The 25,479-nt window shown below is 32.7% G+C and carries 22 protein-coding genes and 1 other RNA gene; 10 read left to right on the top strand and 13 right to left on the bottom strand.

Features of this window, described 5'->3' with window-relative positions; translation table 11 throughout:
- Positions 1 to 70: 70 nt before the first annotated feature.
- The 3 genes from ATO12_RS01700 to ATO12_RS01690 form a co-directional block, all read right to left on the bottom strand.
- Complete coding sequence (locus tag ATO12_RS01700) at positions 71 to 1,045, bottom strand: FecR family protein (protein WP_034238081.1); 975 nt, start codon at positions 1,043 to 1,045, stop codon at positions 71 to 73.
- 67 nt (positions 1,046 to 1,112) lie between these two features.
- Positions 1,113 to 1,685 (bottom strand): RNA polymerase sigma-70 factor, encoded by a 573-nt coding sequence (locus tag ATO12_RS01695; protein WP_051575523.1) that lies wholly within the window; start codon positions 1,683 to 1,685, stop codon positions 1,113 to 1,115.
- Positions 1,686 to 1,879: 194 nt separating this feature from the next.
- Positions 1,880 to 2,293, bottom strand: a complete 414-nt coding sequence (locus ATO12_RS01690; protein WP_034239135.1) for a hypothetical protein — start codon at positions 2,291 to 2,293, stop codon at positions 1,880 to 1,882.
- 224 nt (positions 2,294 to 2,517) lie between these two features.
- Between ATO12_RS01690 and gcvT the strand changes: the two genes are divergently transcribed.
- The 3 genes from gcvT (at position 2,518) to ATO12_RS01675 (ending at position 4,970) form a co-directional block, all read left to right on the top strand.
- Positions 2,518 to 3,600, top strand: a complete 1,083-nt coding sequence (gcvT, locus tag ATO12_RS01685; protein WP_034238079.1) for a glycine cleavage system aminomethyltransferase GcvT — start codon at positions 2,518 to 2,520, stop codon at positions 3,598 to 3,600.
- 83 nt (positions 3,601 to 3,683) lie between these two features.
- Positions 3,684 to 4,499: a sugar nucleotide-binding protein gene (locus ATO12_RS01680; RefSeq protein ID WP_034238078.1), complete on the top strand. Its 816-nt coding sequence runs from the start codon at positions 3,684 to 3,686 to the stop codon at positions 4,497 to 4,499.
- Between the two features lie 57 nt (positions 4,500 to 4,556).
- Complete coding sequence (locus tag ATO12_RS01675; protein ID WP_034238076.1) at positions 4,557 to 4,970, top strand: thiol-disulfide oxidoreductase DCC family protein; 414 nt, start codon at positions 4,557 to 4,559, stop codon at positions 4,968 to 4,970.
- Positions 4,971 to 4,995: 25 nt separating this feature from the next.
- On the opposite strand, the gene ATO12_RS01670 is transcribed toward ATO12_RS01675, so the two are convergent.
- The 3 genes from ATO12_RS01670 to ATO12_RS01660 all read right to left on the bottom strand — a co-directional run bounded on the left by ATO12_RS01670 (position 4,996) and on the right by ATO12_RS01660 (position 7,308).
- Positions 4,996 to 5,181: a hypothetical protein gene (locus ATO12_RS01670; RefSeq protein ID WP_131248745.1), complete on the bottom strand. Its 186-nt coding sequence runs from the start codon at positions 5,179 to 5,181 to the stop codon at positions 4,996 to 4,998.
- Between the two features lie 154 nt (positions 5,182 to 5,335).
- On the bottom strand, positions 5,336 to 5,749 hold the full coding sequence (locus ATO12_RS01665) for a hypothetical protein (RefSeq protein ID WP_034238073.1): 414 nt from the start codon (positions 5,747 to 5,749) through the stop codon (positions 5,336 to 5,338).
- A 116-nt stretch (positions 5,750 to 5,865) separates the two neighbouring features.
- Entirely contained in the window at positions 5,866 to 7,308 is a 1,443-nt protein-coding gene (locus tag ATO12_RS01660) for a pyridoxal phosphate-dependent decarboxylase family protein (protein ID WP_034238067.1), read from the bottom strand.
- 261 nt (positions 7,309 to 7,569) lie between these two features.
- Between ATO12_RS01660 and ATO12_RS01655 the strand changes: the two genes are divergently transcribed.
- Positions 7,570 to 8,451, top strand: coding sequence for a LysR family transcriptional regulator (locus ATO12_RS01655; protein WP_034238065.1), 882 nt, complete (start codon positions 7,570 to 7,572; stop codon positions 8,449 to 8,451).
- Between the two features lie 29 nt (positions 8,452 to 8,480).
- Here the strand turns inward: ATO12_RS01655 and ATO12_RS01650 are convergent, their stop codons facing one another.
- The gene (locus ATO12_RS01650; protein ID WP_034238063.1) at positions 8,481 to 9,803 is read right to left on the bottom strand and encodes a dicarboxylate/amino acid:cation symporter; all 1,323 of its coding nucleotides are present in this window, start codon (positions 9,801 to 9,803) and stop codon (positions 8,481 to 8,483) included.
- A gap of 177 nt (positions 9,804 to 9,980) precedes the next feature.
- Entirely contained in the window at positions 9,981 to 11,045 is a 1,065-nt protein-coding gene (gene aroC, locus ATO12_RS01645; RefSeq protein WP_034238061.1) for a chorismate synthase, read from the bottom strand.
- Positions 11,046 to 11,328: 283 nt separating this feature from the next.
- Here aroC and ATO12_RS01640 point away from each other — a divergent pair, with 283 nt between their 5' ends.
- Positions 11,329 to 12,186, top strand: coding sequence for a UDP-2,3-diacylglucosamine diphosphatase (locus ATO12_RS01640; RefSeq protein WP_034238059.1), 858 nt, complete (start codon positions 11,329 to 11,331; stop codon positions 12,184 to 12,186).
- 328 nt (positions 12,187 to 12,514) lie between these two features.
- Here the strand turns inward: ATO12_RS01640 and ATO12_RS01635 are convergent, their stop codons facing one another.
- Both ATO12_RS01635 and ATO12_RS01630 read right to left on the bottom strand, forming a co-directional pair.
- Positions 12,515 to 15,436 carry an FAD-binding and (Fe-S)-binding domain-containing protein gene (locus tag ATO12_RS01635; RefSeq protein WP_034238057.1) on the bottom strand — a complete coding sequence of 974 codons (2,922 nt, stop codon included), beginning with the start codon at positions 15,434 to 15,436 and terminating at the stop codon, positions 12,515 to 12,517.
- A complete protein-coding gene (locus ATO12_RS01630; protein ID WP_051475984.1) occupies positions 15,429 to 15,911 on the bottom strand; it encodes an Lrp/AsnC family transcriptional regulator in 483 nt (160 codons plus the stop codon). Before ATO12_RS01630 ends, ATO12_RS01635 begins: the two co-directional genes overlap by 8 nt.
- 163 nt (positions 15,912 to 16,074) lie before the next feature.
- On the opposite strand from ATO12_RS01630, the gene ATO12_RS01625 reads away from it, so the two are divergent.
- The 3 genes from ATO12_RS01625 (at position 16,075) to ATO12_RS01615 (ending at position 18,105) form a co-directional block, all read left to right on the top strand.
- Positions 16,075 to 16,887 (top strand): DUF1338 domain-containing protein, encoded by an 813-nt coding sequence (locus ATO12_RS01625; RefSeq protein WP_034238055.1) that lies wholly within the window; start codon positions 16,075 to 16,077, stop codon positions 16,885 to 16,887.
- Positions 16,888 to 16,977: 90 nt separating this feature from the next.
- A complete protein-coding gene (locus tag ATO12_RS01620; protein WP_034238054.1) occupies positions 16,978 to 17,472 on the top strand; it encodes a hypothetical protein in 495 nt (164 codons plus the stop codon).
- A 93-nt stretch (positions 17,473 to 17,565) separates the two neighbouring features.
- Positions 17,566 to 18,105, top strand: coding sequence for a hypothetical protein (locus ATO12_RS01615; protein WP_034238051.1), 540 nt, complete (start codon positions 17,566 to 17,568; stop codon positions 18,103 to 18,105).
- Between the two features lie 80 nt (positions 18,106 to 18,185).
- Here ATO12_RS01615 and bshA read toward each other — a convergent pair whose 3' ends face one another.
- Positions 18,186 to 19,313 (bottom strand): N-acetyl-alpha-D-glucosaminyl L-malate synthase BshA, encoded by a 1,128-nt coding sequence (gene bshA, locus ATO12_RS01610; RefSeq protein WP_034238049.1) that lies wholly within the window; start codon positions 19,311 to 19,313, stop codon positions 18,186 to 18,188.
- A 67-nt stretch (positions 19,314 to 19,380) separates the two neighbouring features.
- An RNA gene (gene rnpB / locus ATO12_RS24615) (RNase P RNA component class A) lies at positions 19,381 to 19,688 on the bottom strand.
- Between the two features lie 127 nt (positions 19,689 to 19,815).
- Here rnpB and ATO12_RS01605 point away from each other — a divergent pair.
- Both ATO12_RS01605 and miaE read left to right on the top strand, forming a co-directional pair.
- Positions 19,816 to 21,633, top strand: a complete 1,818-nt coding sequence (locus ATO12_RS01605) for a DNA polymerase III subunit gamma/tau (protein WP_034238047.1) — start codon at positions 19,816 to 19,818, stop codon at positions 21,631 to 21,633.
- A gap of 396 nt (positions 21,634 to 22,029) precedes the next feature.
- A complete protein-coding gene (gene miaE / locus ATO12_RS01595; RefSeq protein WP_034238041.1) occupies positions 22,030 to 22,611 on the top strand; it encodes a tRNA-(ms[2]io[6]A)-hydroxylase in 582 nt (193 codons plus the stop codon).
- A gap of 254 nt (positions 22,612 to 22,865) precedes the next feature.
- On the opposite strand, the gene ATO12_RS01590 is transcribed toward miaE, so the two are convergent.
- Positions 22,866 to 24,950 carry a M12 family metallo-peptidase gene (locus ATO12_RS01590; RefSeq protein ID WP_165583308.1) on the bottom strand — a complete coding sequence of 695 codons (2,085 nt, stop codon included), beginning with the start codon at positions 24,948 to 24,950 and terminating at the stop codon, positions 22,866 to 22,868.
- Positions 24,951 to 25,479: the final 529 nt, after the last annotated feature.

The following is a 25,479-nucleotide window of genomic DNA, read 5'->3' as shown; positions in this document are numbered from 1 at the left end:
TCTAATTCTGAGTCTAATTAAATGATTAACAGAAGAGGATGTTACCGCATCCTCTTCTTTGTTTATTATATTATTCTGAATTGAGCATGACTTTGTTGTTTACATATTTATAATTAATAGGTGAAGACATTTTGATGAGTTCTAACACCTCTTTTAGGGTAAGGTTATCGAACTCTCCTGTATATTTGTATTGTAGAAGTGAATCAGACTTAATTGTAAACTCTACATTATATTTTCTGTTTAGATCTAATACAACTTGTTTTAATGGGGTTTTGTCAAAAATTAATTTACCTTCCTGCCAGGCAACTATATTTTTAGAATCCACTCTATCCACTTTGATATCACTTTTTTCTTTATCAAAAATTGCTCTCTGCGACGGTTCCAAAACGATAGGTTCTTCTTTTTGTTGTTGAAAAACTTCAACTTTTCCTGTTACCAATGTAGTTTCAACTTTTTCATCTTTTGGATAGGATTTTACATTAAACGATGTACCCAAAACCCTAATGTTAATATGATCTGTAGTTACTATAAAAGGTTTGGTTACATCTCTCTTTATATCAAAAAACGCTTCTCCTACTAATGTAACTTTTCTAATACTATCTGTAAATCTATTAGGATAAGTAAGACTACTATTTGCATTTAATACAATTGTAGAACCATCTGGCAATACTACAGTTTTGTAGCCTCCATGGCTGGTCGCTACATGCTTAGTAGTAGAATTAAGAATTTCTGTAGTATCAACAACCGAATCGTTACCAGGAAAAGATGTAAACATATACCACATCATAAAAGGTACTACTATCGATGCTGCAATAGCCGTGTAATAGTATCTTTTCTTTTTAATTCTCTTTGAAGAAAAACGTTGGTATGGAGCATTGACATCCATATTACTTAGTGAATCTAAAGTAGAAGCAACATATTCTGCTTTAAGTAAATTGAACTGTTTTTGATGCTCACTATCTTTTTTAATCCATTCGATTACTATTTTCTTTTCATCAGGACTAGCATCTCCCTTTATAAATTTTATAAGGTCTTTTTCTTGCATTAATTACAATCTTATATTTATACAGACGTACAAATATGGATTACCCCCCAATAACTTTTGGTTTTTTTTAAAAAAAAGATAAGAATTCTCGTAGGTGTAGTCTCATATGCTTTATCGCTTTAGACATATGATTCTCTACAGTTTTAATCGAAATATCTAATTCATCAGATATTTCTCTATTCTTTAAACCTTCAATTCGGCTTTTAACAAAAACTTTTTTACATTTCTTCGGAAGTAATTCGATACCTGTCTGTATTCTTTGTTCTAATTCTTTTTCTAGTATAGAAGAAGCATCCTTATCTGCAAGTGCATTATGGTTTATAAAAGCTTCAAGTTGTACTATATTGTTTGAGCTATTAAGCTTATATTTTTTGGATCGTAGATAATCTAGGCAGGAATTTTTGGTGCTCTTAAAAAGATATCCATTAATATTAGTAGTAATATTTTTTTTGTTTTTCCAAATTTTCACAAATACATCCTGTACTATCTCTTCTGCTTCTTCTTTATTAGAAACATAGCTTTGAGCTACGTATAATAACTTACCATAATAAAGTTCAAAAAGAATTTTGAAGGCTTCTTCATTTCCTTCGTTTATATTCTTAATGAAAAAGCTTTGTGTTATTTGTGATTCCTTTTTCACCAGTACAATAATTCATGATAAAGGTAAATATTTTTTTTTAACGATACTACAACAAATAATTAACATTAAAAATTTCATTATCACAAAATAAGCTACAATACCCTTGGATATATGCATATATCCAAGGGTTTTATTAATTTATTATTTCCACATAAAAACTTTAAAAAAAGACATATTAAGAAGTTTTTATTTCATTAATTTCTATCCTTGATTCTATATACAAATTTTAATCCGCTCCAATCTTTATCTATTGCAGCCACTTTTACATCGACTAATCCTATACTAATTAGGTAATTTCTTATAGGATCTCTTTTAAGATCTGTAGGAATAGATGAGCTTCCTTTTGGCCAACTTACCCATAGCATTCCGTTCTTTTTTAAAGCAGCCTTATACGTGACTGTTACTTCCTGCAATTCTATAAAAGTGGTACAAAAAATATGAATAAAATCTACACTTTCATTTTCAGGCTGCTTTACCTCTCTAATTCTTTTTGGTATGTCTGAAAAAAGACGATAATAATGATTTGGCTGCTTATATAACATTAGTATATCATCATCTTTAATTCCTAATTTTTTGGCTAGAGGTGTACCCGAATATCCTGTTGACATAATTAACATGTGTTTACAATACATTAATAACACTACTCAAAGTTACTAAATACCATGAATAGGAATGCATTTAGAATTATTTTGTACCTTTTATCTATCCAAGTTTTTATTCATAAATACAATATTTAATCAATAATTTATTAGGATTATGTAAAAAAAGCATTGGATACCGGCACAAAGTTTTTTACATTCGGCGTCTATTTGATAACCATAAATCATCTATTATGCAAAATACTGCTTTGACAAAAATTCATACTGCCTTGGGAGCAAAAATGGTTCCTTTTGCTGGGTATAATATGCCTGTATCTTATGAAGGTGTAAATATAGAACACGAAACAGTGCGTAAAAGTGTTGGAGTTTTTGATGTGTCTCATATGGGAGAATTTCTTATTACTGGCCCCAATGCATTAGATCTTATCCAAAAGGTAACTTCTAATGATGCTTCTAAGTTAGTAGACGGAAAAGCACAGTATAGCTACTTACCAAATGACAAAGGTGGGATTGTCGATGATTTAATTGTGTATAGAATTGCCGACCAAAAGTATCTTATGGTAGTCAATGCATCTAATATTAAAAAAGACTGGGATTGGATAAGCAGCCATAATACAATGAATGCTGAAATGCGTGATCTATCTGATGAGTACTCTTTATTAGCTATTCAAGGACCAAAAGCTGCGGCAGCTATGCAGTCTTTAACATCTGTTGATCTAGAGGCAATGAAATTTTACACTTTTGAAGTTTCTGATTTTGCCGGGATCGAAGATGTTATTATTTCTGCTACAGGGTATACGGGTAGTGGTGGTTTTGAAATCTACTGTAAAAATTCTGAAGTAGAACAAATCTGGAATAAAGTTTTAGAAGCTGGAGCAGATTATGGTATTAAACCTATCGGTCTTGCCGCCAGAGATACATTAAGATTAGAAATGGGGTATTGCCTTTATGGAAATGATATTAATGATACCACCTCTCCTATTGAAGCTGGATTAGGTTGGGTTACCAAATTCTCAAAAGATTTTATTAACGCAGAAGCCTTAGCCAAAGAAAAAGAGCATGGTGCAGAACGAAAATTAATTGGTTTTGAGTTAGATGAACGTGGTATTCCTCGTCATGATTATGATATTGTAGACGGAAACGGAAACAGTATTGGGATAGTAACATCTGGTACTATGTCTCCTTCTTTAGGAAAAGGTATTGGTCTTGGATATGTTCCTTCGATTTTTGCAAAACCAGGAAGCAAAATCAATATTCAAGTACGTAAAAATGCGATTCCTGCAACAGTAATAAAGTTACCTTTCTACAAGGGGTAGTTTTACAATAAAAATAGTATAGTTAAGTTTCAAAGTTACAGTAGTAATATTTGAAACTTAATTTTTTTTACACATAACTAATATTGAAGAAAGTTTTAATCATAGGAGCCAGTGGTTTTATAGGAAATGCTTTATATAAAGAGCTTAATTCTTATTTTGATACTTACGGTACATATCATACAGATAATCCCTTTTTTGAAAAAAATCAAAAGTTTTTTCAGTATGACATGGAACTGGAAGATATCTCTATTTTATTAGACAATCTTAAGCCTACTACTATTATTACTGCTCTTAGAGGTAACTTTAATTCACAATTAGATGCACATCAACGTATCATACAGTGGATTCAAAAACATAAATGCCGACTTGTTTTTATCTCAAGTGCTAATGTATTTGATTCTTTTAGCAATTACCCATCATACGAATATGATAAAACCCTTAGTGATAGCGTTTTTGGTAGATTCAAAATCAAAATTGAAAATGCACTAATGCGGTTACCTTCTCATAAATATGTAATAGCTCGGGTACCTATGGTTTTTGGTTCTACTACTCCCAGAGTACAAGAGCTTAAAACTCTGCATGATCTTAGAGCACCTATAGAAGTTTTTCCAAATGTTATTATTAATGCAACTTCGATATCTAAATTAACACAACAAATACATTATATCATTAATCGCAGTAAGAAAGGAGTTTTTCATCTTGGAAGTACTGATCTTATTTATCATCTCGATTTAATAAAAGAAATTTGTGATGCTTTGCAATTAGATGATCCGGTTTTCAAGCAAGTCTATGATTCTAATAATGATCGTTATCTTGCTGTTTTACCAAAAGATAATAAACTTCCTAAAAACCTTCAGATTACTACACAACAGGTTATTGATTCTGTAATCGCTAAATGATTCTTAATATATTGATAATTGATTATTAATAATATATATTCCTGTTATCTTTGTATTATGATTGAAGATGGAAAAAAAATCATATTATTTGATGGTGTTTGCAACTTATGCAACAGTGCGGTTTTATTTACTATTAAACGAGATAAAAATGATGTATTTCGCTATGCCCCATTACAAAGTAAAATTGGCAAAAGATTAATCGCAGAGCGAAATATAGACCCTAAAAAATTAGACTCTATATTATTGATCGAACCTGATATTGCTTACTACTATAAATCTACGGCTGCTCTGCATATTGCAAAACAACTTTCTGGTATATATCCCTTACTTTCGGTTTTTCTTATTTTACCTAGATTCTTTAGAGATTGGATTTATGATATTATTGCCAAAAACAGGTATAAATGGTTTGGTAAAAAAGAAAGTTGTATGATTCCAACTCCAGAACTCAACGCTCTTTTTATAGATCAATAGTAACTGAATCATTATCTATATTCCTTCATTTGGTTTCTGGCATAATAACCGAAGAATCACTAGTTTGGTGTTTTATTGTGTATTCTGTTTGATATTTTTTTCTGAGCTCGTTGGATTGAGCATCTAACTTATTGACATTGTCTATATGTACAATACTTAAGCATATTACAGCAAAAGCAATAAGCACTACGGGTAGTAAAAGCCTTTTCATTTCTATGAGCATTTATGTGATACTTCAAATGTATAGATAAGAACGATACGGCGTAAGGGGATTTTAACTAAGAATGCATAGGGGGTTTTTCCCCTACTAAAATTACTGACAAACAACTTCAAAAAGAAGCGTTACCTATGTTAAAGGTTACTTTTTAACGTTGAAAAGTATAACGAAAACCATCTTTAAACTGTTCGTCAACGATAAATTCATTAGTTGTAATCTCAAAATTACCTAAGTTTCTTTCATTGACGATCAGTTCTTTATTACCATTTATGGTAACAATAGAAAAAGTATAAACCCCTGTTGGAAACAAATCTTCGGTAGAAGAATTAGCCGCGTTATTATTAGTTACTTCTACTCTTTTTTTGGTATCATCAAAATCCCAAACTATAACACCTTTTTCAAAATTATCATTTATACCTGCAAACCCTCCTGTAACATTTACCAAATGCCAAATACCTGTCAAACCAGATGAATTAGAAGGCGGATTAACCGGGTTACCATCATCATCGCCACTACAACCTATTATCACAAATAGGAATACTACATAAATAAAATGTTTCATCACTATTAATTTTGGTTACTACTATATAACAGTAGATGAATTACATTTAGTATACGTTGCGTTAACAAATGTTAAATATCAAAATATGAATCCTATCCTTATCAAACTCTAATTAATCATATCAAAGTTTCTGCAATATGCTCTATTTCATCCAAAAGGGCTCGTAGATCATCTTCCTGAGTTAATGGGTTCATAATCGTAGTTCTTAAATAACGATGCTCTCCTATTGTGGTCTGAACGATATAAAACTTACCAGATTTTACTAACCATTGGCGAATAGCATTATTAAGAGTATTAAGATCTTCACTATCTGTTTTGAAATATCTGAAATTAACAATATTAGCTTCTGGCTCCAGTGCTAACTCAAAAGAAGATCGCTCTCTTACCATTTTTGCAAAGACCGAACCCAGGTCATAAAGTTTATCAATATTTTTTTCGAATATCTCTTCTCCATATGTCTTAAGAATGGTATATACTTTAATAGACATCATTAATTTTGTACATTCAAAAGTTCGTTTTCCCGAATTGTACCATTCTCTGGTATGTTGAGAATCCCAAAGGTATTGAGCTTTTTGAGCAAATGTTTGATAAGCATTTTCTTCTTTCTTAAAAATTAATGCAGTGTTTAAAGCGGGAGTCATTAACATTTTATGAAAATCTATAACTACAGAATCAGCACGAGATATTCCATTGGTTAGATGTTGATATTTTTTTGAGAATACCACTCCTCCACCATGTGCTCCATCAATGTGAAACCACAAGTTATTTAGTTCTGCAAAATCAGCTAATGCTTCTAAATCATCATATGATCCTGTGGCTGTAGAACATGCACAACCGATAAGTGCAATCACATGAAACCCATCAGATTTAGCTTTATCCAAATATGTATCTAACACACTTGTATCTATTTTAAAATCTATATCTACTGGTACTTTAATAATTCCTTCACTTCCTAAACCAAGAATTCTGGCTGCTCTATCAATACAATAATGTGCTTCTTCAGAAACCATAACCGCCAATTTTTCTTGATGCCCCTGTTCCCAAACAGCAGATGGAGCTTTAGCTTTACGTGCTGCTAATAGTGCAGTAAGATTAGCCAAAGTACCTCCAGAAGTAAGAAAACCAGAAGTTTTTGCAGTATATCCAATTCTTTGCGCTACAAAATCAGTAACGATCTTTTCAATTGCATTAGCCGCCATTCCCATTTCATATACACCAGTACCATTACTTAATAAATCAGACATCAGTCCTGCCAAAGTTGAAACCAATGCAGGAACTGCAACTTGATGACCAATATATCTTGGGTGATGTACCTGAACCGAGTGATCCAAAATACTTTTAAACACATCTAATGTTCCTGAATCTGAAGAAAAATCTTCTTTCCAGTAGGATAATTCTTCTTCGGGATTGCGAAAAGGTAGTACAGGATGCTCTCGATCGGTCTGAACCTTTTCTAAGTGATCTGCTAGTAAATCAATAACTTGATGTCCCATCTTTCTAAAGTCTGAAGGATCGTAAGCTTTTTCTAATATATCTGTTTTTGGTATCGTATTCTGCATGTTTCGTATTAGAATTAGGTCTTTTAATAGTATGCATATAAAAAATTAGTGATCAAGAAAAAGTCAGCCTGTATAACAAGCAGTAAAAGTATCAACTACATTAAGACAATCTCTACCAGAATAGCAGGCTGACAAGTTCTGATCAGTAATTCTCCAATATGCGCAATGGATTAAACAAACATTTAAACATTCCAAAATTAGCTATCTACATTTATAATAAAAAATACTTAATTTTGATAGACTAATAATAAAAAGTAATAAATGACACTTCAGCAAATAAAAAGTGTAGTTGTATTATCAGAGAAATTAAATTTCACAAGAGCGGCAGAAGAACTAAACATTGTTCAACCAGCTTTAAGCAGACAAATTAAGCAGTTAGAAGAACAGATTGGAGCTATTCTATTTATAAGAGATAAACGTAACGTAAAACTTACTCCTGCCGGGCAACATTTTGTAAAAGAAGTTAAAAAACAACTTGCTCAATTAGAAAGGCTAAAAAAACAAACTGTTAATATTCACAATGGGCACGCCGGAGAGATAAATATAGGGTTTACGCATTCTATAATGCAAACGATCCTGCCCGAGATTCTAAAAACAATTAATTGTCAAATACCTGGTATAAAAGCAGTTTTAAAAGAAATGAATAACCGAGATCAATACCTGGCATTACAACAAAACGAATTAGATATTGGTTTTGCTACAAACCCGATGGTTCCTTTTAATCTAAAAAGCAAAGTGCTGCGTATTGATAATTTTTTAATACTTCTACCCGAAGATCACCCTGTTGATAAACATAATTATACCGATTTTTCTATTTTCTCTAATGAGGAGTTTATATTTCCATCTGTGGCAGATGGCCCAAATTATGTTCATATCCTGGAGTCTATCTGCATTGATGCCGGGTTTGCTCCAAAAATTGTTCATGAAACAGATTCTGCAAGTACTAGTTTCAGGCTAGTCGAAGCTGGATTGGGAATTTCTTTCGAGCCTGTATCTTCATTACAGGGGCATGAATTTCCTATAAAAATTATTGAATTAAAAGATATAAAACAGAAGGCACAACTAACCATGATGTGGAACCCCGAAAGAGAAACAGAATATCCTCTATTATTTGAATTACTTAAAAACTGGGCAGTTAGCTAAATAAAATAATTAATCAAGTTTAATTTAATTTACCCTTGATAATCATCGTCCCATTCTTTTACATTGGGTTCTCCTAATTTTCCAACCGATTTTGCTACAATCATAGACACAGTAGCATCTCCGGTAACATTAACTGTTGTTCTTAACATATCTAAAGGTCTGTCTACTGCAAAGATGAGTGCTAAACCAATTGGTAATTTATCCGACGGGAAACCAATTGCTTCTAATACAATAACCAACATTACCATTCCTGCACCGGGAACAGCCGCCGATCCAATTGAAGCCAATAAAGCAGTTAGTACTATAGTAATTTGATTACTAAAGGTTAATCCTTCGGGCCAAAGCACTTGCATAATAAATACTGAAGCTACCGCTTGATATAAACTGGTTCCATCCATATTGATAGTGGCACCAACCGGTAATACGAAACTAGATACTTCTTTATCCACACCGATATGTTCCTCTACTCTTTCCATGGTAACAGGAAGTGTAGCGGCACTAGAACTTGTTGAAAATGCTAATAACTGTGCAGGACTGATTTCCTTTAAAAACCACAATGGGGATTTCTTGGTAAGAACCGCAACCAATGTACAATAGAATACGATCATTAATGCTAATCCAAATATTACAACGCCAGCATATTTTAATAATGCTAACAATATATCAGGGTCATCAGAAGTAACCACAACATTAGCTAATAATGCAAAAACAGCATATGGTGCCGTAAGCATAATCAAATCTACCATCTTTAACACTACATCATTTAAACTATCAAAGAATTTCTTAAGAGGTTCTGATTGCGCAGGTTTTATTAATAACATACTAATACCCAAGAAAATCGCAAAGAATATCACCTGCAACATCATCTTATTGTTACTCATTGCTTTAAAAGCATTTTGAGGAACCATATCTACAATAAACTGCAAAGGACCACTTTCTTTTTGTCTACTTGCTTCAGCAATACGTTCTGATATTTTAGCATTACCAGCATATTCTGTACTTAGCTTTTCTATAGTTTCTGGAGTAATTCCATTTCCTGGTTTAAAAGCATTGACCAGTAATAAACCGATAGTTATGGCAATCACCGTAGTTAAGATATAGATAACGATAGTTCTTCCTCCTATCAATTTAAATTTAGAAATATCTTTTAGATCAGAGATTCCTTTTATCAAAGAGGCCAAAATTAACGGAACTGCAATTAGTTTCAACAGATTTACAAATATGGTCCCTAAAGGTGCAATCCAATCTCCTGTAAATTCTTTTCCCCATGAAAATGTTGTCATTAAAAATCCGAATAATATACCTAATATCATTCCGATCATAATTTTCCAATGCAGTGCTATTTTTTTCATGTGAAGAATTTAATTTTTAAGACAAAACAGCGTCCAATATATAAATTTAAAATAATAAAAGGGGATATAAATTGCGAAATACGAAATAAAACATCCGTTTTTTTAGCATATAAGAGTTCCACAGCATAGTAATTCTAATTGTTTCTACATATTAAAACTACATGGTTGTGTATTAATTTATTTCTTAATTGTTCTATTCATTAACCAATAATCGACAAGTACCAAGGCGGCCATAGCTTCTACGATAGGTACTGCTCTGGGAACTACACAAGGATCATGTCGCCCTTTTCCTTGCATAGTGACGATATTACCATCTTTATCGATAGTTTCCTGATCCTGCATAATTGTAGCTACCGGCTTAAAAGCTACATTAAAATAGATATCCATCCCATTAGAAATCCCTCCTTGTATACCTCCAGATAGGTTTGTTTTTGTAGTCCCATCGGTATTAAAAAGATCATTATGCTCACTTCCTTTTAGCTCTGATCCTGCAAAACCGCTGCCATATTCAAATCCTTTAACGGCATTAATAGATAGCATAGCTTTCCCTAATTCGGCATGTAGCTTATCAAAAGCTGGTTCTCCTAACCCTACTGGCACACCAGAAATGGCGCAACTTACAATTCCGCCAACAGTATCTCCTTCTTTCCTAATTTGTTTGATATACTGTTCCATTTCCGAAGCCATCTCAGGATCTGGGCATCGCACAATATTACTTTCGGTTAATGATAAATCAAGTTCGGTATGGCTTTTTCCTAATTTGATGGGGCCAACACCGCTTACATAGGCCTGAAATTTAATATCAGACAACACTTGCTTAGCTATTGCTCCTGCTACTACTCTGCTTGCTGTTTCGCGAGCAGAAGAACGTCCTCCTCCTCTATAATCTCTAATACCATATTTCTGATCATAGGTATAATCTGCATGAGACGGTCGATAAGAATCTTTAATATGAGAATAATCTTTAGACTTTTGATTTGCATTTTTGATTGCAAAACCTATTGGGGTTCCTGTAGTAATACCTTCAAAGATACCAGAATAAAACTCAACAGTATCAGGTTCTTTACGTTGTGTAACAATAGCCGACTGACCAGGTTTACGACGATCAAGTTCTTGTTGAATAGCATCTAAGTTAAGTGTTACACCAGCTGGACAGCCATCAATGACTCCGCCAATAGCTACTCCATGTGATTCTCCAAAAGTAGTAACCTTAAATAGGTTACCAAATGTATTTCCTGCCATGCATACAATTTTTAGCAAATGTAATTTTTAATCTTTAAAAATACAGTAGTATTATGATATAAAAAATCGGGTTTTATTTACAAAAATTGAATCTATTCTCTAATTATAAATAATATCATTAACAAAATTTAGATTCCTTCATTCTCAGTATCAAGCCAAAGGCTTCTTAATCTCAAATTAATATTATGGCTTAATTCTTAAAGACCACATAACAATATGCTTATACTTTCTTAATCCATGATTTATAATCCGTTCTTTTCTTTGTGTAACTATTATGTTTTATATGAAAAAACGTATTGTAGAACTTGTTGTAATTTCGGATATCCATCTTGGTACTTATGGCTGTCATGCAAAAGAGCTTCTCAACTACCTAAACAGTATCAAACCAAAAACTCTTATTCTTAATGGTGATATCATAGATATCTGGCAATTTAGAAAACGATATTTTCCAAAATCTCATCTTAAGGTTATCAAAAAGATTATTTCGTTTGCTTCAAAAGGAACAGAGGTTATCTATATCACAGGCAATCATGATGAGATGCTTCGCAAGTTTAGCGATGCTCAAATGGGGAATTTTAAATTAGTTGATAAACTCGTTCTGGAATTAGATGGCAAAAAAGCATGGTTTTTTCATGGAGATGTTTTTGATGCCTCAATCCAAAATGCAAAATGGTTAGCAAAATTAGGAGGTTGGGGATATGATATGTTAATTCTTTTTAATCAAGCTATTAATTGGTTTCTTGTACGTATAGGAAAAGAAAAATTCTCTCTTTCGAAGAAAATCAAAAATAGTGTAAAAAAAGCTGTCAAGTATATTAATGATTTCGAAGATGTTGCTGCAGAGCTAGCCGTCAAGAATAAGTATAGCTATGTAGTATGTGGTCATATTCATCAACCTCAAATGCGTAAATACGAGGATAAAAGTGGGTCCTGTATTTATTTAAATTCTGGAGACTGGATAGAAAATCTAACTTCGTTAGAATATCATGATGCAGCATGGAAACTAGTACACTATGAGAATGAATCTATGAAAGCTTATGAAGAATCTATTGAAGAGGCCGATAGTTTAGAAATTGATCCCGAAGCCCTACAAGCTTCTTTTATTACCAACCAGGTAATTACATCTCTCAGAAAATTATAACCTGTTTTTCTCACGTTTTATTGTTATTACTTTTTCAATATCCCCAAAAACAGTGACTTTTCCTTAAAAACCTTGTGACATATTTGAGATGTCCCAATAAAACCTGTTGTTGTTACTACTAACCTTTTTTATGATGTACAAAAAACATGTTTTAATTTTTGCAGTTTTTGCATTGATTGTAAATACCACTCAATCACAAGAATTTTCTAAACACACCTGGAATACTTTTTGCCAAATATGATAGCAACTCCACTTCGGCATATCCTCATACAGGGTTTGGATTAGGGATTCGTTATCAATTTTAATATTTGTTTCTTAAGAATTCTATCTATACTAAAGCATTTTTGAGAATGCTAATGGGATGAAGTGCTTCTCGCTGGGTCCCATCTTTTATTTGATGCCTGCAGCTAGTTCCTACAGCCACAATAATAGTATCCTTAGGTGTTTTTCTAACCGATGGAAATAAGGTCTGCTCCCCTATTTGCATACTAATATTATAATGCTCTTTCTCATATCCAAAAGATCCTGCCATACCACAACATCCTGATGGAATAATCGTAACGTTGAAGTTTTTGGGTAAGTTTAGAATCGAAAATGTATTGTGTATACCCGATAAAGCCTTTTGATGACAGTGCCCATGTATTTTGATGGTTTTAGTATCTGTAGTAAACAAATCTGCATTTATATTTCCTTTTTCTATTTCTGTATGTAAGAATTCATCAATCAAAAAAGTATGTGTTGCTACTGATGTTGCTTTTTCTTTATCGTCTGCCAATCTCAAATACTCATCCCTAAAAGTAAGTATGGCAGAAGGTTCTAATCCAACCAAAGGAGTTTCTGCTGTAATATGATTGCTGAACGTTTTAATATTAAGATTTGCCAGCATTTTGGCTTGTTTCAGTAACCCTTTTGATATAAAAGTCCGCCCACTTTCTTTATGATCAATAATCTTTACTTCATAATTTAATCTGGTAAGTAACTTGATCGCATCTATTCCAATTTCGGCATCCAGATGATTGGTAAATTCATCTATAAAAAAGTATACTGATTTTATAGGTTGCTCTGGTTGTATTTTTTTTATATTTTGTTTACACCAACCTTCTAAGGATTGTTTGCTTAACAAAGGTAAATTTCGTTGTTTGGCAATACCTAAAATAGATTTTAAAACACCAGATGTTAATGTATTGGAAAAGAAAAAATTTGTTAAACCAGGCGCGATTCTTCCTATAGCATTCAATCTATTATTGTGGGCAAAAAGCTTTGTACGTAATGATACTCTGTTTTCTTTTTGATATTGATATTCGAATTCTGCTTTCAGCGCAGCTACATCAACATTAGAGGGACATTCACTGGCACATCCTTTGCAACTTAGACAGAGGTCAAAAACTTCTTTTAATTCTTTATTATCAAATTTATTAACCTTCTCACTATTGGTTAAAAATTCTCTTAATGTGTTTGCTCTGCCTCGGGTAGTATCTTTTTCGTTTTTTGTAGCCCGATAACTGGGACACATGGTTCCTCCTGCTTCTACAGACTTACGGCAATCACCACTACCGTTACATTTTTCTGCAGCTCTTAGAATTCCCATCGAGTCAGTAAAATCAAAAATGGTATCTATTTCTGGTTCTTTTCGATCGACCTCATATCTCAGCTTTTGATCCATGGGATAAGCATCTATAATCTTACCCGGATTAAAAATAAAATTAGGATCAAACGTCCTTTTAATACGTTCTAAAATCTTATAATTATCCTCACCAATCATAAAAGGTATGTATCCAGCTCTTACAATACCATCGCCATGCTCACCACTCATAGAGCCCTGATATTTCTTTACCAAAGAAGCTACATCATCTGTTATTTTTTTAAATAGCGTTACGTCTTTACTTTTTTTCAGATCCAGAATAGGTCGAAGATGAATCTCTCCTGCTCCAGCATGTGCATAATACACCGCTTGTTGGTCATAAGATTTCATTAAATCTGTAAATTCTGATATGTAATTTGCCAAATCAGAGATTGCGACTGCCGTATCTTCTATACAAGCAACCGCTTTTTTATCACCAACAATATTACCTAATAATCCTAATCCTGCTTTTCTTAGTTCTAAAGCCTTATCTATTTCTTCCTTACGTAAAATTGGATTGGCATAGCTTAGTTTTGAATCATCAAGAGTTTTTAATAGCTTATCTTTTTGCTGTTCTAAATGATTCGTGTCGTTTGCCCTAAGTTCTAACATTAGGATTGCTTCTGGGTCATCAACAATAAAAAAACGATTCTTTAATTGCTCAATGTTATTTTTTGTACAATCCAAAATGGTTTTATCCATCATTTCGCAAGTGAACAGCGAATGTTGCATTACAGGTGCTACTGCTCTCATACAATCATCAATAGTCCTAAAATGCGCTGCAATCATTAAGGTTTCTTCTGGTGGGAGTTCATCTAACTGTAATGTAATTTGTGTTGTAAAAGCTAATGTCCCTTCACTTCCTGTAAGGAGTTTACACATATTAAAATGTGTATTTGTTGTAGAAAAAACTTCAGAATCAATTAACTCATCAATAGCATAACCAGTGTTACGTCTATGAATTTCTCGTTTCGGGAAATGCGCCGTAATTTGTTGTTGAATCTCTTTAGAATAAAGTTCGGTATAAATCTGGTTATAAATTTCTCCTTCAAGAGTATCCAAATTTCGTTTTGCCTCGAAATCATCTAGTGATATTTCAGAAAAAGTAACTTCACTACCATCAGACAATATAGTTTGCAATTCTAAGACTTTATCTCTTGTAACACCATATTGAATCGATGTAGTACCGCTACTATTGTTTCCTACCATTCCGCCAATCATACAACGATTAGATGTCGATGTATTGGGCCCAAAAAATAATCCATAAGGCTTTAAAAAACGATTAAGGTCATCTCGTATCACTCCTGGTTGAACAGTTACTGTTTTTTTGGTTTTATCTACAGCGATTATTTTAGTAAAATATTTAGAAACATCTACCACAATACCATCCCCCACACATTGCCCCGCAAGCGAAGTTCCTGCTGTTCTGGGAATTATACCAATATCATGCTGAGACGCAAAAGCAATTATTTTTTTTACATCTTGTATTGTTTTTGGAAATGCTACCGCCAGGGGAATTCTACGGTACACTGAAGCATCTGTAGCATATAAAGCAGTAATTAGAGTATCAAATTGTAGTTGACCTTCTAGCTGGTTTTGTAAAGGTGTCAATATACTTTTATCAATCATATGAAATATTCTTTCCTAAAGAATTTAAAGAAACCTGCCTTCTAAAATTGGTATCAAAACAAATAAAACTATCTGTTCCTGCGACTCCATCAATTTGGTGCACCTGTTCATACAGAATCTTACGTAAATGATGATTATCAAATGCAAAAATAAGAATGAAAATAGCATAATGACCTGATACATAATTGCATTCTAATATTTCAGGAATTTCTTTTAAACCGTCAACTACTTGTTTTGCATATCTAGCTTCTCTTAGACGAATACCAACATAAGATTTCGTTTTAAAACCGATTTGTTTTTCATCTACAACAAACTCGGCTTTCTTTATTACACCACGTTGCTTAAGTTTTTTAATTCTTTGATGTACCAAAGAATTAGAAATTTTTAAATTCTCTGCTATTTGAGAGAAAGGCTTTCTGGCATCTTCACGTATCTGCAATAAAATCTGCTGATCTATATAATCAAAATGATTCATACTCATAAAAAATTTAAAACACTTGCAGTCAAAATTGATAATAAAAACAAAACATTACCTTCAATTTGACACAAAATTTATACAATTGAAACTAAAAACAATATATATACACGCAATAATAGTCAAAAATAATAATTTTGCTTCAAATAAAAACATAATTGAAATGGATTTGACTTATTTTTTTGAAGAACTTTGGAAACAATACACTGTAAAAACTCCTTCAGCGCAAAAAATTAAATCTTTATTTGAAGCAGAAGGCAATACCGTTTTTAATGATCATATTGCAATACGTACTTTTAATGATCCCAGAGTTAGTATCGATATTTTGGCAAAACCTTTTATTGCTATGGGGTATGAACCCAAAGGAGAATACCATTTTAAGACAAAAAAATTACGTGCAAAACATTTTGAACACAAAAGTGATGGTAATGCACCAAAAATCTTTATTAGCGAATTGCTTCTTGAAGAATTTTCTGTTGAACTAAATAGCATCATCCAAAACTCTATAAATCAAATAGATCATACAGTTTTACAACAAGAAGATCTTATCCTAAAAGGTAGAGTTTGGGATAAACCATCCTTTGAGATTTACAAAAGACTTCTTTCTGCATCAGAATATGCAGCCTGGGTATATGTTAATGGTTTTTGCTCTAATCATTTCACGGTAGATGTTAATAAACTTCAAACATTTAAAAATCTATCCCAGGTAAATGAATTCCTCAAAGAGAATGGCTTCAAAATGAATACTTCTGGAGGCGAAATAAAAGGTTCTGCCTCTCAATTACTAGAACAATCCAGTATTTTGGCTGATGTAGTCGAAGTAGAATTTGAAGAAAACGTTAAAGAAATCACATCCTGCTATTACGAATTTTCATATCGTTACAAAAATAATCAAGATGCTATTTTTAATGGATTTATTGCTGATTCTGCAGATAAGATTTTTGAGAGTACCGATATGCAGTTACAGCATAGCTAATTCAATCTTAACAAAGATTTAAGACTTATCCTTACAGAATAGGAGATTTATGACGTTATAGTCGGAAATAGGAAATTACTATTTACGATTATGACGAAGAACATATTTTTTATACTTCCTTTTCTATTTCTTTGTATGGGTACTATACAGTCTCAGGAAATTTCTGAACATACTATCGGTTTACGTATAAGCGAAGCAAATGGTTTTTGGGCCGAAGCTTCATATCAAAATGCTTTAAGTTCTAAAACAAGAATAGAAGTAGGACTTGGAGCACAAGGTAAAAGAAGCTACAATGCCCTAAAACTTACCGGGATATATCAGTGGGTTTTTAATATTAACCAAGGTCTAAATTGGTATGTTGGTCCTGGAATCGGAGGCGGATTAGTTGATTTTGACTCTGATATTGTACGTGACGATAATTTAACTACTTTTGGTTTTGTAACGGGAGATATTGGTATAGAGTATAATTTTGATTTTCCGCTATTAATTTCTTTAGACTTCAGGCCAGAAATATACTTCGATAGTTATACCAATGATGATATCATTTTTAACTTTGGCTTAAGTGCCAGATACAAATTTGATTAATACTCTCAATACACTAGTTTTACAAACAATACTTTAAGATACAACACTAACCATTTTTATAATAATCAATTAAAACTTTTAAAAATTTAAATCATGAAAAAACTTTTTTTTGTACTATCAATCATTATCTCGGTTTCACAACTGCAAGCTCAAGATATTCCTGAAAACGCTATAGGAATTCGGTTATCAGAAGGAGTTATTGGAGATGAAGGCTTTGGTCCCGAAATTACATACCAACGACAAATAATAAGTGAGCACAATAGAATTGATGCTAATTTAGGCTTTAAAACAAATTCTTTTATCTCTACATATCGTGGTGGAGTATTTTTTCATTGGACATATAATATTTGGGATAAATTAAATTGGTTTGCAGGTCCTGGTTTAGGTGCAGGCTATATCGATTTTAAAACCAGATATCTTGGTTTTAATGTTGTAAGCGTAGATAGAGATAGTGAATTTTTTCCATACATTGGAGCAGATTTTGGAGTTGATTATCGTTTTGATTTCCCGCTTCAGGTAGCATTTAGTATTCGTCCTACATTTGATATTCATGATATCGATCGACCAAACGGGTTTAGAGATGTAGATAATACCGGAGTCAATGTTGGTATTTCTGCCAGATATACGTTTTAGGCATACATCAAGTAAAATAATAACCAAAACCCCCTTGTTATGATATAACAAGGGGGGTTTAATTTTACCAATAAATGATATTATACTGCTGCTAAAGCACTCTCATACATTTTTATATATAACGGGATAATATTACTTATGTCAAATTTCATTGCTTCTTTATACGCATTTTCTTTAAAGGTTTCTAATCTGTCATCATTTTCAAGAATTTTGATCGAGTTTTCTGACATATCTCTTACATCTCCTACATCACTCATATAACCAGAAACACCATGATTATTCACTTCAGGAATCCCTCCTGCATTACTCGATATTACAGCTACTTTATTTACCATCGCTTCTAATGCTGCCAAACCAAAACTTTCTCGCTCAGATGGAAGTAAAAACAGATCAGAAAAACACAATATCTTATCTATTTCATTACTGTTACCAAAGAAAACCACTTTATCTTTTATACCAAGTTCTTTACATCTTTCTTCTGCCGGTTTACGTTCAGGGCCTTCTCCAACCATCAATAACTTTGCAGGTATCTTTTTCTGAATATTATAAAAAATATCTACAACATCGGTTATACGTTTTACAGCTCTAAAATTACTAATATGAGTAACTATACGTTCTTCTGGAGTTGCCATGAGTTCTCGCTGGCAATCTGTAAAACTAGTTTTTCTTTGGCTCGCATCAATAAAGTTAGGGACTACCTCAATATTGTTTTTGATATCAAACAGGCGTAATGTGTCGTCTTTAAGGCTTTGAGATACCGAAGTAACAATATCACTTTTATTGATACTAAATGTTACTGCAGGTTTATAAAAAGGATGGTTCCCAACCAGTGTAATATCAGTACCATGTAATGTGGTCACCATAGGAACATAAATTCCTTCTTCTTCCAACATTTTTTTTGCCATATATCCAGCATATGCATGCGGAATAGCATAATGAACATGAAGCACATCGATTTTATACTTTTTAATCGTATCAACCAATTTACTAGATAATGCCAATTCGTAGGGTTGATAATGAAAAAGAGGATATGTAGGTACGCTTACTTCATGAAAATGAATATTCGGATTTAATAGATTTAACCTAACAGGCTGTTTATAGGTAATAAAATGTACTTCGTGGTTTAGTTTTGCCAGAGCAATTCCTAATTCTGTGGCCACTACTCCACTACCTCCAAAGGTAGGATAACAGACTATAGCAATTTTCATTCAAATAATTTTTCTTGTGGTACAAGGTACAAGAAAATTGATATTAGATATTGTTAAAAGAGTTGTAAAAAAAAGCAGATCATAAGCCGGATTCTGTTTCCCGATATATCGGGTCCTTATCATTTATCTAGACTAATAATTACTTATCAGCTCAAACCGCCTACCCTCCAACATTGGGCGCACAACCCTCAAAAGCTGGTTTACATGGCGTTGCACCGTATAGAGTTTACCTGGTTTCACTACAGCATTACCTGTACATACTTTCTGCTGCACTTGTCCTCGCCTTACGACGGACGGGCGTTACCCGCTATACTGTGCTATGGTGTCCGGACTTTCCTCCCCCGAATCATCGAGAGCGATAAGGTGATCTGCTTTGTGCAAAAGTATCATAATTCTGAACTTAGAATTCAGAATTCAACATAATTTTTTAGCTGTTAATAACTAAAAATAAAAACCGATAGCTATAATTTATTTTTTGTAAGCAATTTTTAACTTTGTAGCGATGGAGCATTTTATAGTATCAGCACGTAAATACAGACCCCAAACATTTAAAGATGTTGTGGGGCAACAGGCAATTACCAATACACTGCTTAATGCTATAGAAAATAATCATCTTGCGCAGGCTTTATTATTTACCGGGCCAAGAGGAGTTGGAAAAACTTCGTGTGCCAGAATTCTTGCAAAAACAATTAATCAGGATGAAAATGAACATCCTGATGAAGATTTTGCTTTTAATATTTTTGAGCTCGATGCAGCTTCAAATAACTCTGTAGATGATATTAGAAGCCTTATCGACCAAGTACGAATCCCTCCACAAGTTGGGAAATATAAAGTCTACATTATTGATGAGGTACATATGCTTTCTCAAGCAGCCTTTAATGCCTTTTTAAAGACATTAGAAGAGCCTCCTAAACATGCTATTTTTATTCTGGCTACGACAGAAAAACATAAAATCATACCTACAATTTTATCTCGTTGTCAAATATTTGATTTTAAACGCATTACTGTGACTGATGCAAAAAATCACTTAATGCAAGTAGCAGCGCAAGAGGGGATCACTGCAGATGAAGATGCTTTGCAAATTATTGCCCAAAAAGCAGATGGGGCAATGCGAGATGCGCTATCAATCTTTGATAGAGTTGTTAGTTTTAGTGGAAAAAATTTAACCAGACAGGCAGTAACCGAAAACCTGAATGTTTTAGATTATGAAACTTATTTCAAAACTACCGATTTAATACTTGAGAATAATATCCCACAACTCCTTATAGAATTTAACGAAATTCTTTCTCAGGGTTTTGATGGGCATCATTTTATATCTGGCCTTGCATCTCACTTTAGAGATTTATTAGTATGTAAAAATCAAGCTACTATAAACCTTCTCGAAGTAGGGCAACAAACGAAAGCTAAATATTTAGAGCAATCGCAAAAAGCCACACATGCTTTTCTTATTAAGGGTATTGAGCTTGCTAATGATTGTGACCTAAAATATAAAACTAGTCGCAATCAAAGATTGCTGGTCGAGTTATGCCTAATGCAACTTGCCTCTATCCTTGTGGATGGAGAAAAAAAAAATGACAAACCCTACATAATTCCTCCTTCTTACTTTAAGGAAAAAGGAATTAAGCCCGTTAAAATTTCATCTGAAGTAAAAGAAAAGGCTTTAGAAAAAACTGAAACTGAAAAGCAAAACAATACACTTTCTCAAGTAGAAGAAAAAATAGAGTCTTCTGCTACTACCGTTTCTGAAATTACACAAAACAAAGATGTAAAATCTGATATTCAGGAAGATAATCCTGAAAGTACAATTACAACTGAAACTCCTGTAGCAGTAGAGAAAAAACCTGGTTTAATACATAGAGAACGTAGAACTTCTGGCTTATCCTTAAGTAGTATTAAAAGGAAGAAAGAGCATGAAGAGAATAAAGAGGAGCAAATAATTGATCCCAAAAATTTACCTAAAGAAAAGTTTACAGAATCGCAAATGCAGGGGGCCTGGATAGAATATGGCAAAATGCAAGATAAAAAGGGAGAGCGTATTATTGGATCTATGTTTGCTATGAATATCCCAACCCTTGACGAAGATGCTATTGTATTAGAATTACCCAATCAATCGATGAAAGTCGATATGGAAGCTGCTCAATCTGGATTATTGCAGTTTATGTTCAAAAAATTAAAAAATTACAGTATTGAGCTAAAGATTATTGTAAATGAAGAAGCTTCTAAAAAATATGCTTTCACTCCCCAGGATAAATATGAAAAATTAAGAGAGAAAAACCCTCTTATTGATAAGTTACGTTCCTCTTTTGATTTAGATATATAAAAATCTATTCAATACCAATTACAGGCTCTGTATTACAGAATCAAATTACTATAATTAATCATTTTTTTCTTTTCCCCGAAGGCCTTTTAAAATAATTCCTAGTTCTAATTTTGTTATATAAAACCACAATAACGACAAATAAACCTAATATTAGCATTCCTCCTCTTCCAGTTAAATAATCAAATATCTCCATCATAAATTCTATTTCCTGATTTAGTAGTACATCTGTTAGAAAACTTACAGTGTATAAATTGGTTAAAAACAACATAGAAGAAACTATTTTTATGTTTCTATAAAGCGATTTAATCAAGTTCGATAGGAATACATTTTTTTTATCGTATATAGAAAGTTTAGATCACTTCAATATCTTTGTAAAAAAATTATAAAAAAAGAGATATGCTTGGCTTAAAACTTCCTACAGACCCAAGATGGGTAAATATTGTAGAAAAAAACATTGAAGAGATTCTTACAGATCATGCATATTGCGAGCAAAAAGCTACTTCTACAGCAATATCACTTATTGTAAGTTTTCCTGAATACACAGAGTTAGTACAAGAAATGGTAAAACTTGTAAAAGAAGAAATAAGTCATTTTAAAATGGTTCATGATAAAATCCTGGATCGAGGCTGGGTTTTGGGTAGAGATCGAAAAGATGATTATGTCGTTCAATTGGTAACTTTTTTTCCGAAAGGAGGAAGTAGAACAACTCAACTTGTGCACCGTTTATTATATGCAGCTTTAATTGAAGCCAGAAGTTGTGAGCGCTTTAAATTACTATCTGAAGAATTAGAAGATCAAGAACTGGCTGACTTTTATAGAAGTCTGATGGTAAGTGAAGCTAATCATTACACCATGTTTTTAAATTTTGCACGCCAATATGGAAATCGCGAAGAAGTCGATAAAAAGTGGCAGGAATTATTAGTTTTTGAAGCAGAAATAATGAAATCTCTTGGTAATAAAGAAACCATTCATGGATAAATAAGATGAGTTAATGTAGTTATATCTAAATGATTGATAATCATATTGACTTATACAAACGGGATAATTCTTGAGAAGTAAATCATCATAACTCGGAAGCAAAAGACTAGATTGGCATTGACGCTAAGTTTTGAAAACAACTTTATGGTTTATATAGCCTAAGGATAAGAACCATACTCAAATAATAAAAAAAGAGACTGCCTTTTAAACAGTCTCTTTATAAATAGGGTCAAACTTTATTATTATTTAAAAATTTATTTTACAAAAAACTTTTTAGTAAGAGTTGTACCACTATTGGTAACTTTTACAAAATAGATACCGGTAGATAACTTACTAATATCTACTGTTTTTCTCACTATATTTCCTCCCGGAGGTGTTTTAAGATCTATGATTTCTAATGTTCTTCCATTCATATCTTTGATACTGATTTGAGAAGAAGATTTCGCATTACTAATTTCCAGGTTTAAAAGATCTTTTGCTGGATTAGGGAATGCTTTAAATTGTAATCCTCCCGCTGGTCCATCGCCTTTGAAAGCAGAAAATGCTCCTCCACAAGCACCTAAATTAGTCCATCCGTTAAAAGTTCTTTCATATAAAGATCCATTATAAGTTACACGGTCACCTACGTTATATACAGTACCAGAAGAATATGGTGCCACTCCTGCACAAGGATCAGTTGTTGTAGTACATGGCCCTAAATTAGTCCATCGACCATTTTGTACTTGGTATAAATCCCCTTGGTATGTAACTTTATCTCCTTCATAGTAGGTTTTATTAGGATCATAAGGTGCTACACCATCACAGTTACCACCACCACTACTACAATTTCCTGAAGAGTTATAGGTTGTTTGGCCACAAGCAATAGTAAAATTATCTACAGTATCTCCCGAAGCTTTTTTGGCTTGCCACGTGCTTCCTACAGTAGTATTTGCATTATACGAGCCTCCTGCATTGGCAGATCCTTGTAAAGAATTGTTCTGAAAATACTCTAAAGTACAATCTGTATTATTGGTAAATGTTACCGATATAGCATCTCCTGTATTACATCCTCCGCCATCACAAGTCTGTATACAATTTGATCTCGAAATATGATTACGGATCACATTAGCAGGTTGAGAGCCAAACCCTAAATTAAAATCCACCCCAACACTAGTTTGTGGGCAATAGCTCATAATGGTTCCTCCTCCTGCAGGATTCCCTGGTAATCTACAATTTCCTTCTACACGGCCAGCACAACCATCTATAGCTGTATTATTGCCGTTCCACACACATGCATGTGTATGACGTGATCCTACATTATGTCCTGTTTCATGAGAAATTAAGAATACATCGAAAGAATAAGTAGGTACATTACTAAAACTACCTTTAATACCAGAAACAGCATAATTCTTAGAACCACACAAACCTCCAATAGAAGCAGCTAATCCTCCATTAAATGAATAATTAACCAGATGTGCTAAATCTGCTCCATTAAGACCATTATTTCTCCTATATCTACCATAGCTATCAAGATTAGAATTCTGGAATGGCTCATTAGAACTCCAAGCTTTGGTACCAGATAATTTAAGAGTTATCTGATCATTGGCATACAGGGCAGCTACTTGATTAAATAAAGTTTCCATATAATTGGTAGCCTGTTGTTCTCCTCCTTTATCCCTAACAATATCTGCGGCTATATCAAAGAACATTTTTACACACTTTGCTGCTGATTTACTCTGTGGATTATAAGACAATTCTTCAAGAGTGTATCCTTTTTCCATATTGTCTTCTACGTGGCAAGAAAAATCATTTATATGACTAAGTTCCTTGTCCTTATAAATAATATGGTTCTTGCTATTGCTTAAAGCACCTAATACTATGCTTCCTTGGCCATTAGGACTAATAAAACCAGATACATTATCTTTATAAAAACTGATAGCTACTAGAGAATTAGACTGTCCGCTTACCACACCTCTATAATGTGCTATACCAGAAGAAGGCAAAACATTACCCTGTGTACCTTTAGCCAAAAAATCATCTGTTTTAATATTTACTTTTACAAGATCAACCGACATTGCTGATTTCTGCCCTGGAATACTCAAATTCATAGTATTTGGGTAACTCCCTTGCAAAGATTTCATCTTATTTTGATCTAATGAGAATAACACATAATCATGAAGCCCTTTAGGAAGTTTTAGGTTATTTTTTTGTTTATTTATTATTTTGAAAAGTTGAATTTCTTCAAAAGCCGAACCAGATTTTTTTTGTTGGGATACTAGATCACTAGCCTTTTGTGGTTGAGTTTGCGCAAAGCCCATTATTGTAAAAAAAGCAATTGCGATTGTTAATATACGTTTCATATTTTTGGTTTTTATGATTTTGAATCTACAAATTGATAATGGCTGACCCCAAACCATTAACTCTAAAAATTTTATATTAATTAGTTCTAATAAAACTATAAAGTTGATGTACTACATTAATGTGTTAAATTCTAAAATAATGCACTAATTATGTAACACAAGTAGAGTTTATCTAAATAGAAAATGATGCTACACATTAAAACTTTAAGAGTTTTAATAGTAATTTGTATTAGTTAAAAATTTAGTTTAAATGCAAAAAGAAGTGATCATAGAATTATTGAAGAATAATTTACGAGACTATTTATATCTCACTGTTAGAAAAATCATATCCAACAACAGCAAGTGAATGAATAAGCTCTGAGATTGAGGTAATTTTGCATTGATTATTAGGAAATAACTAAATAGCAGTTATTCTAACTGTGAATACAGCCAAAAGCCTTGTGGATTGTAATAGTAACATTTTAGTCAAATTTGTGTTAAAGTTACCGCTAAGTTCATACAATAAATAAATACAATGCAATTAATACAT

The sequence above is a fragment of the Aquimarina atlantica genome (genome assembly GCF_000626715.1).
GTDB lineage: Bacteria > Bacteroidota > Bacteroidia > Flavobacteriales > Flavobacteriaceae > Aquimarina > Aquimarina atlantica.
The sequence above is the reverse complement of the archived record's forward strand: the minus strand, read 5'-3'. Positions and strand labels throughout refer to the sequence as shown.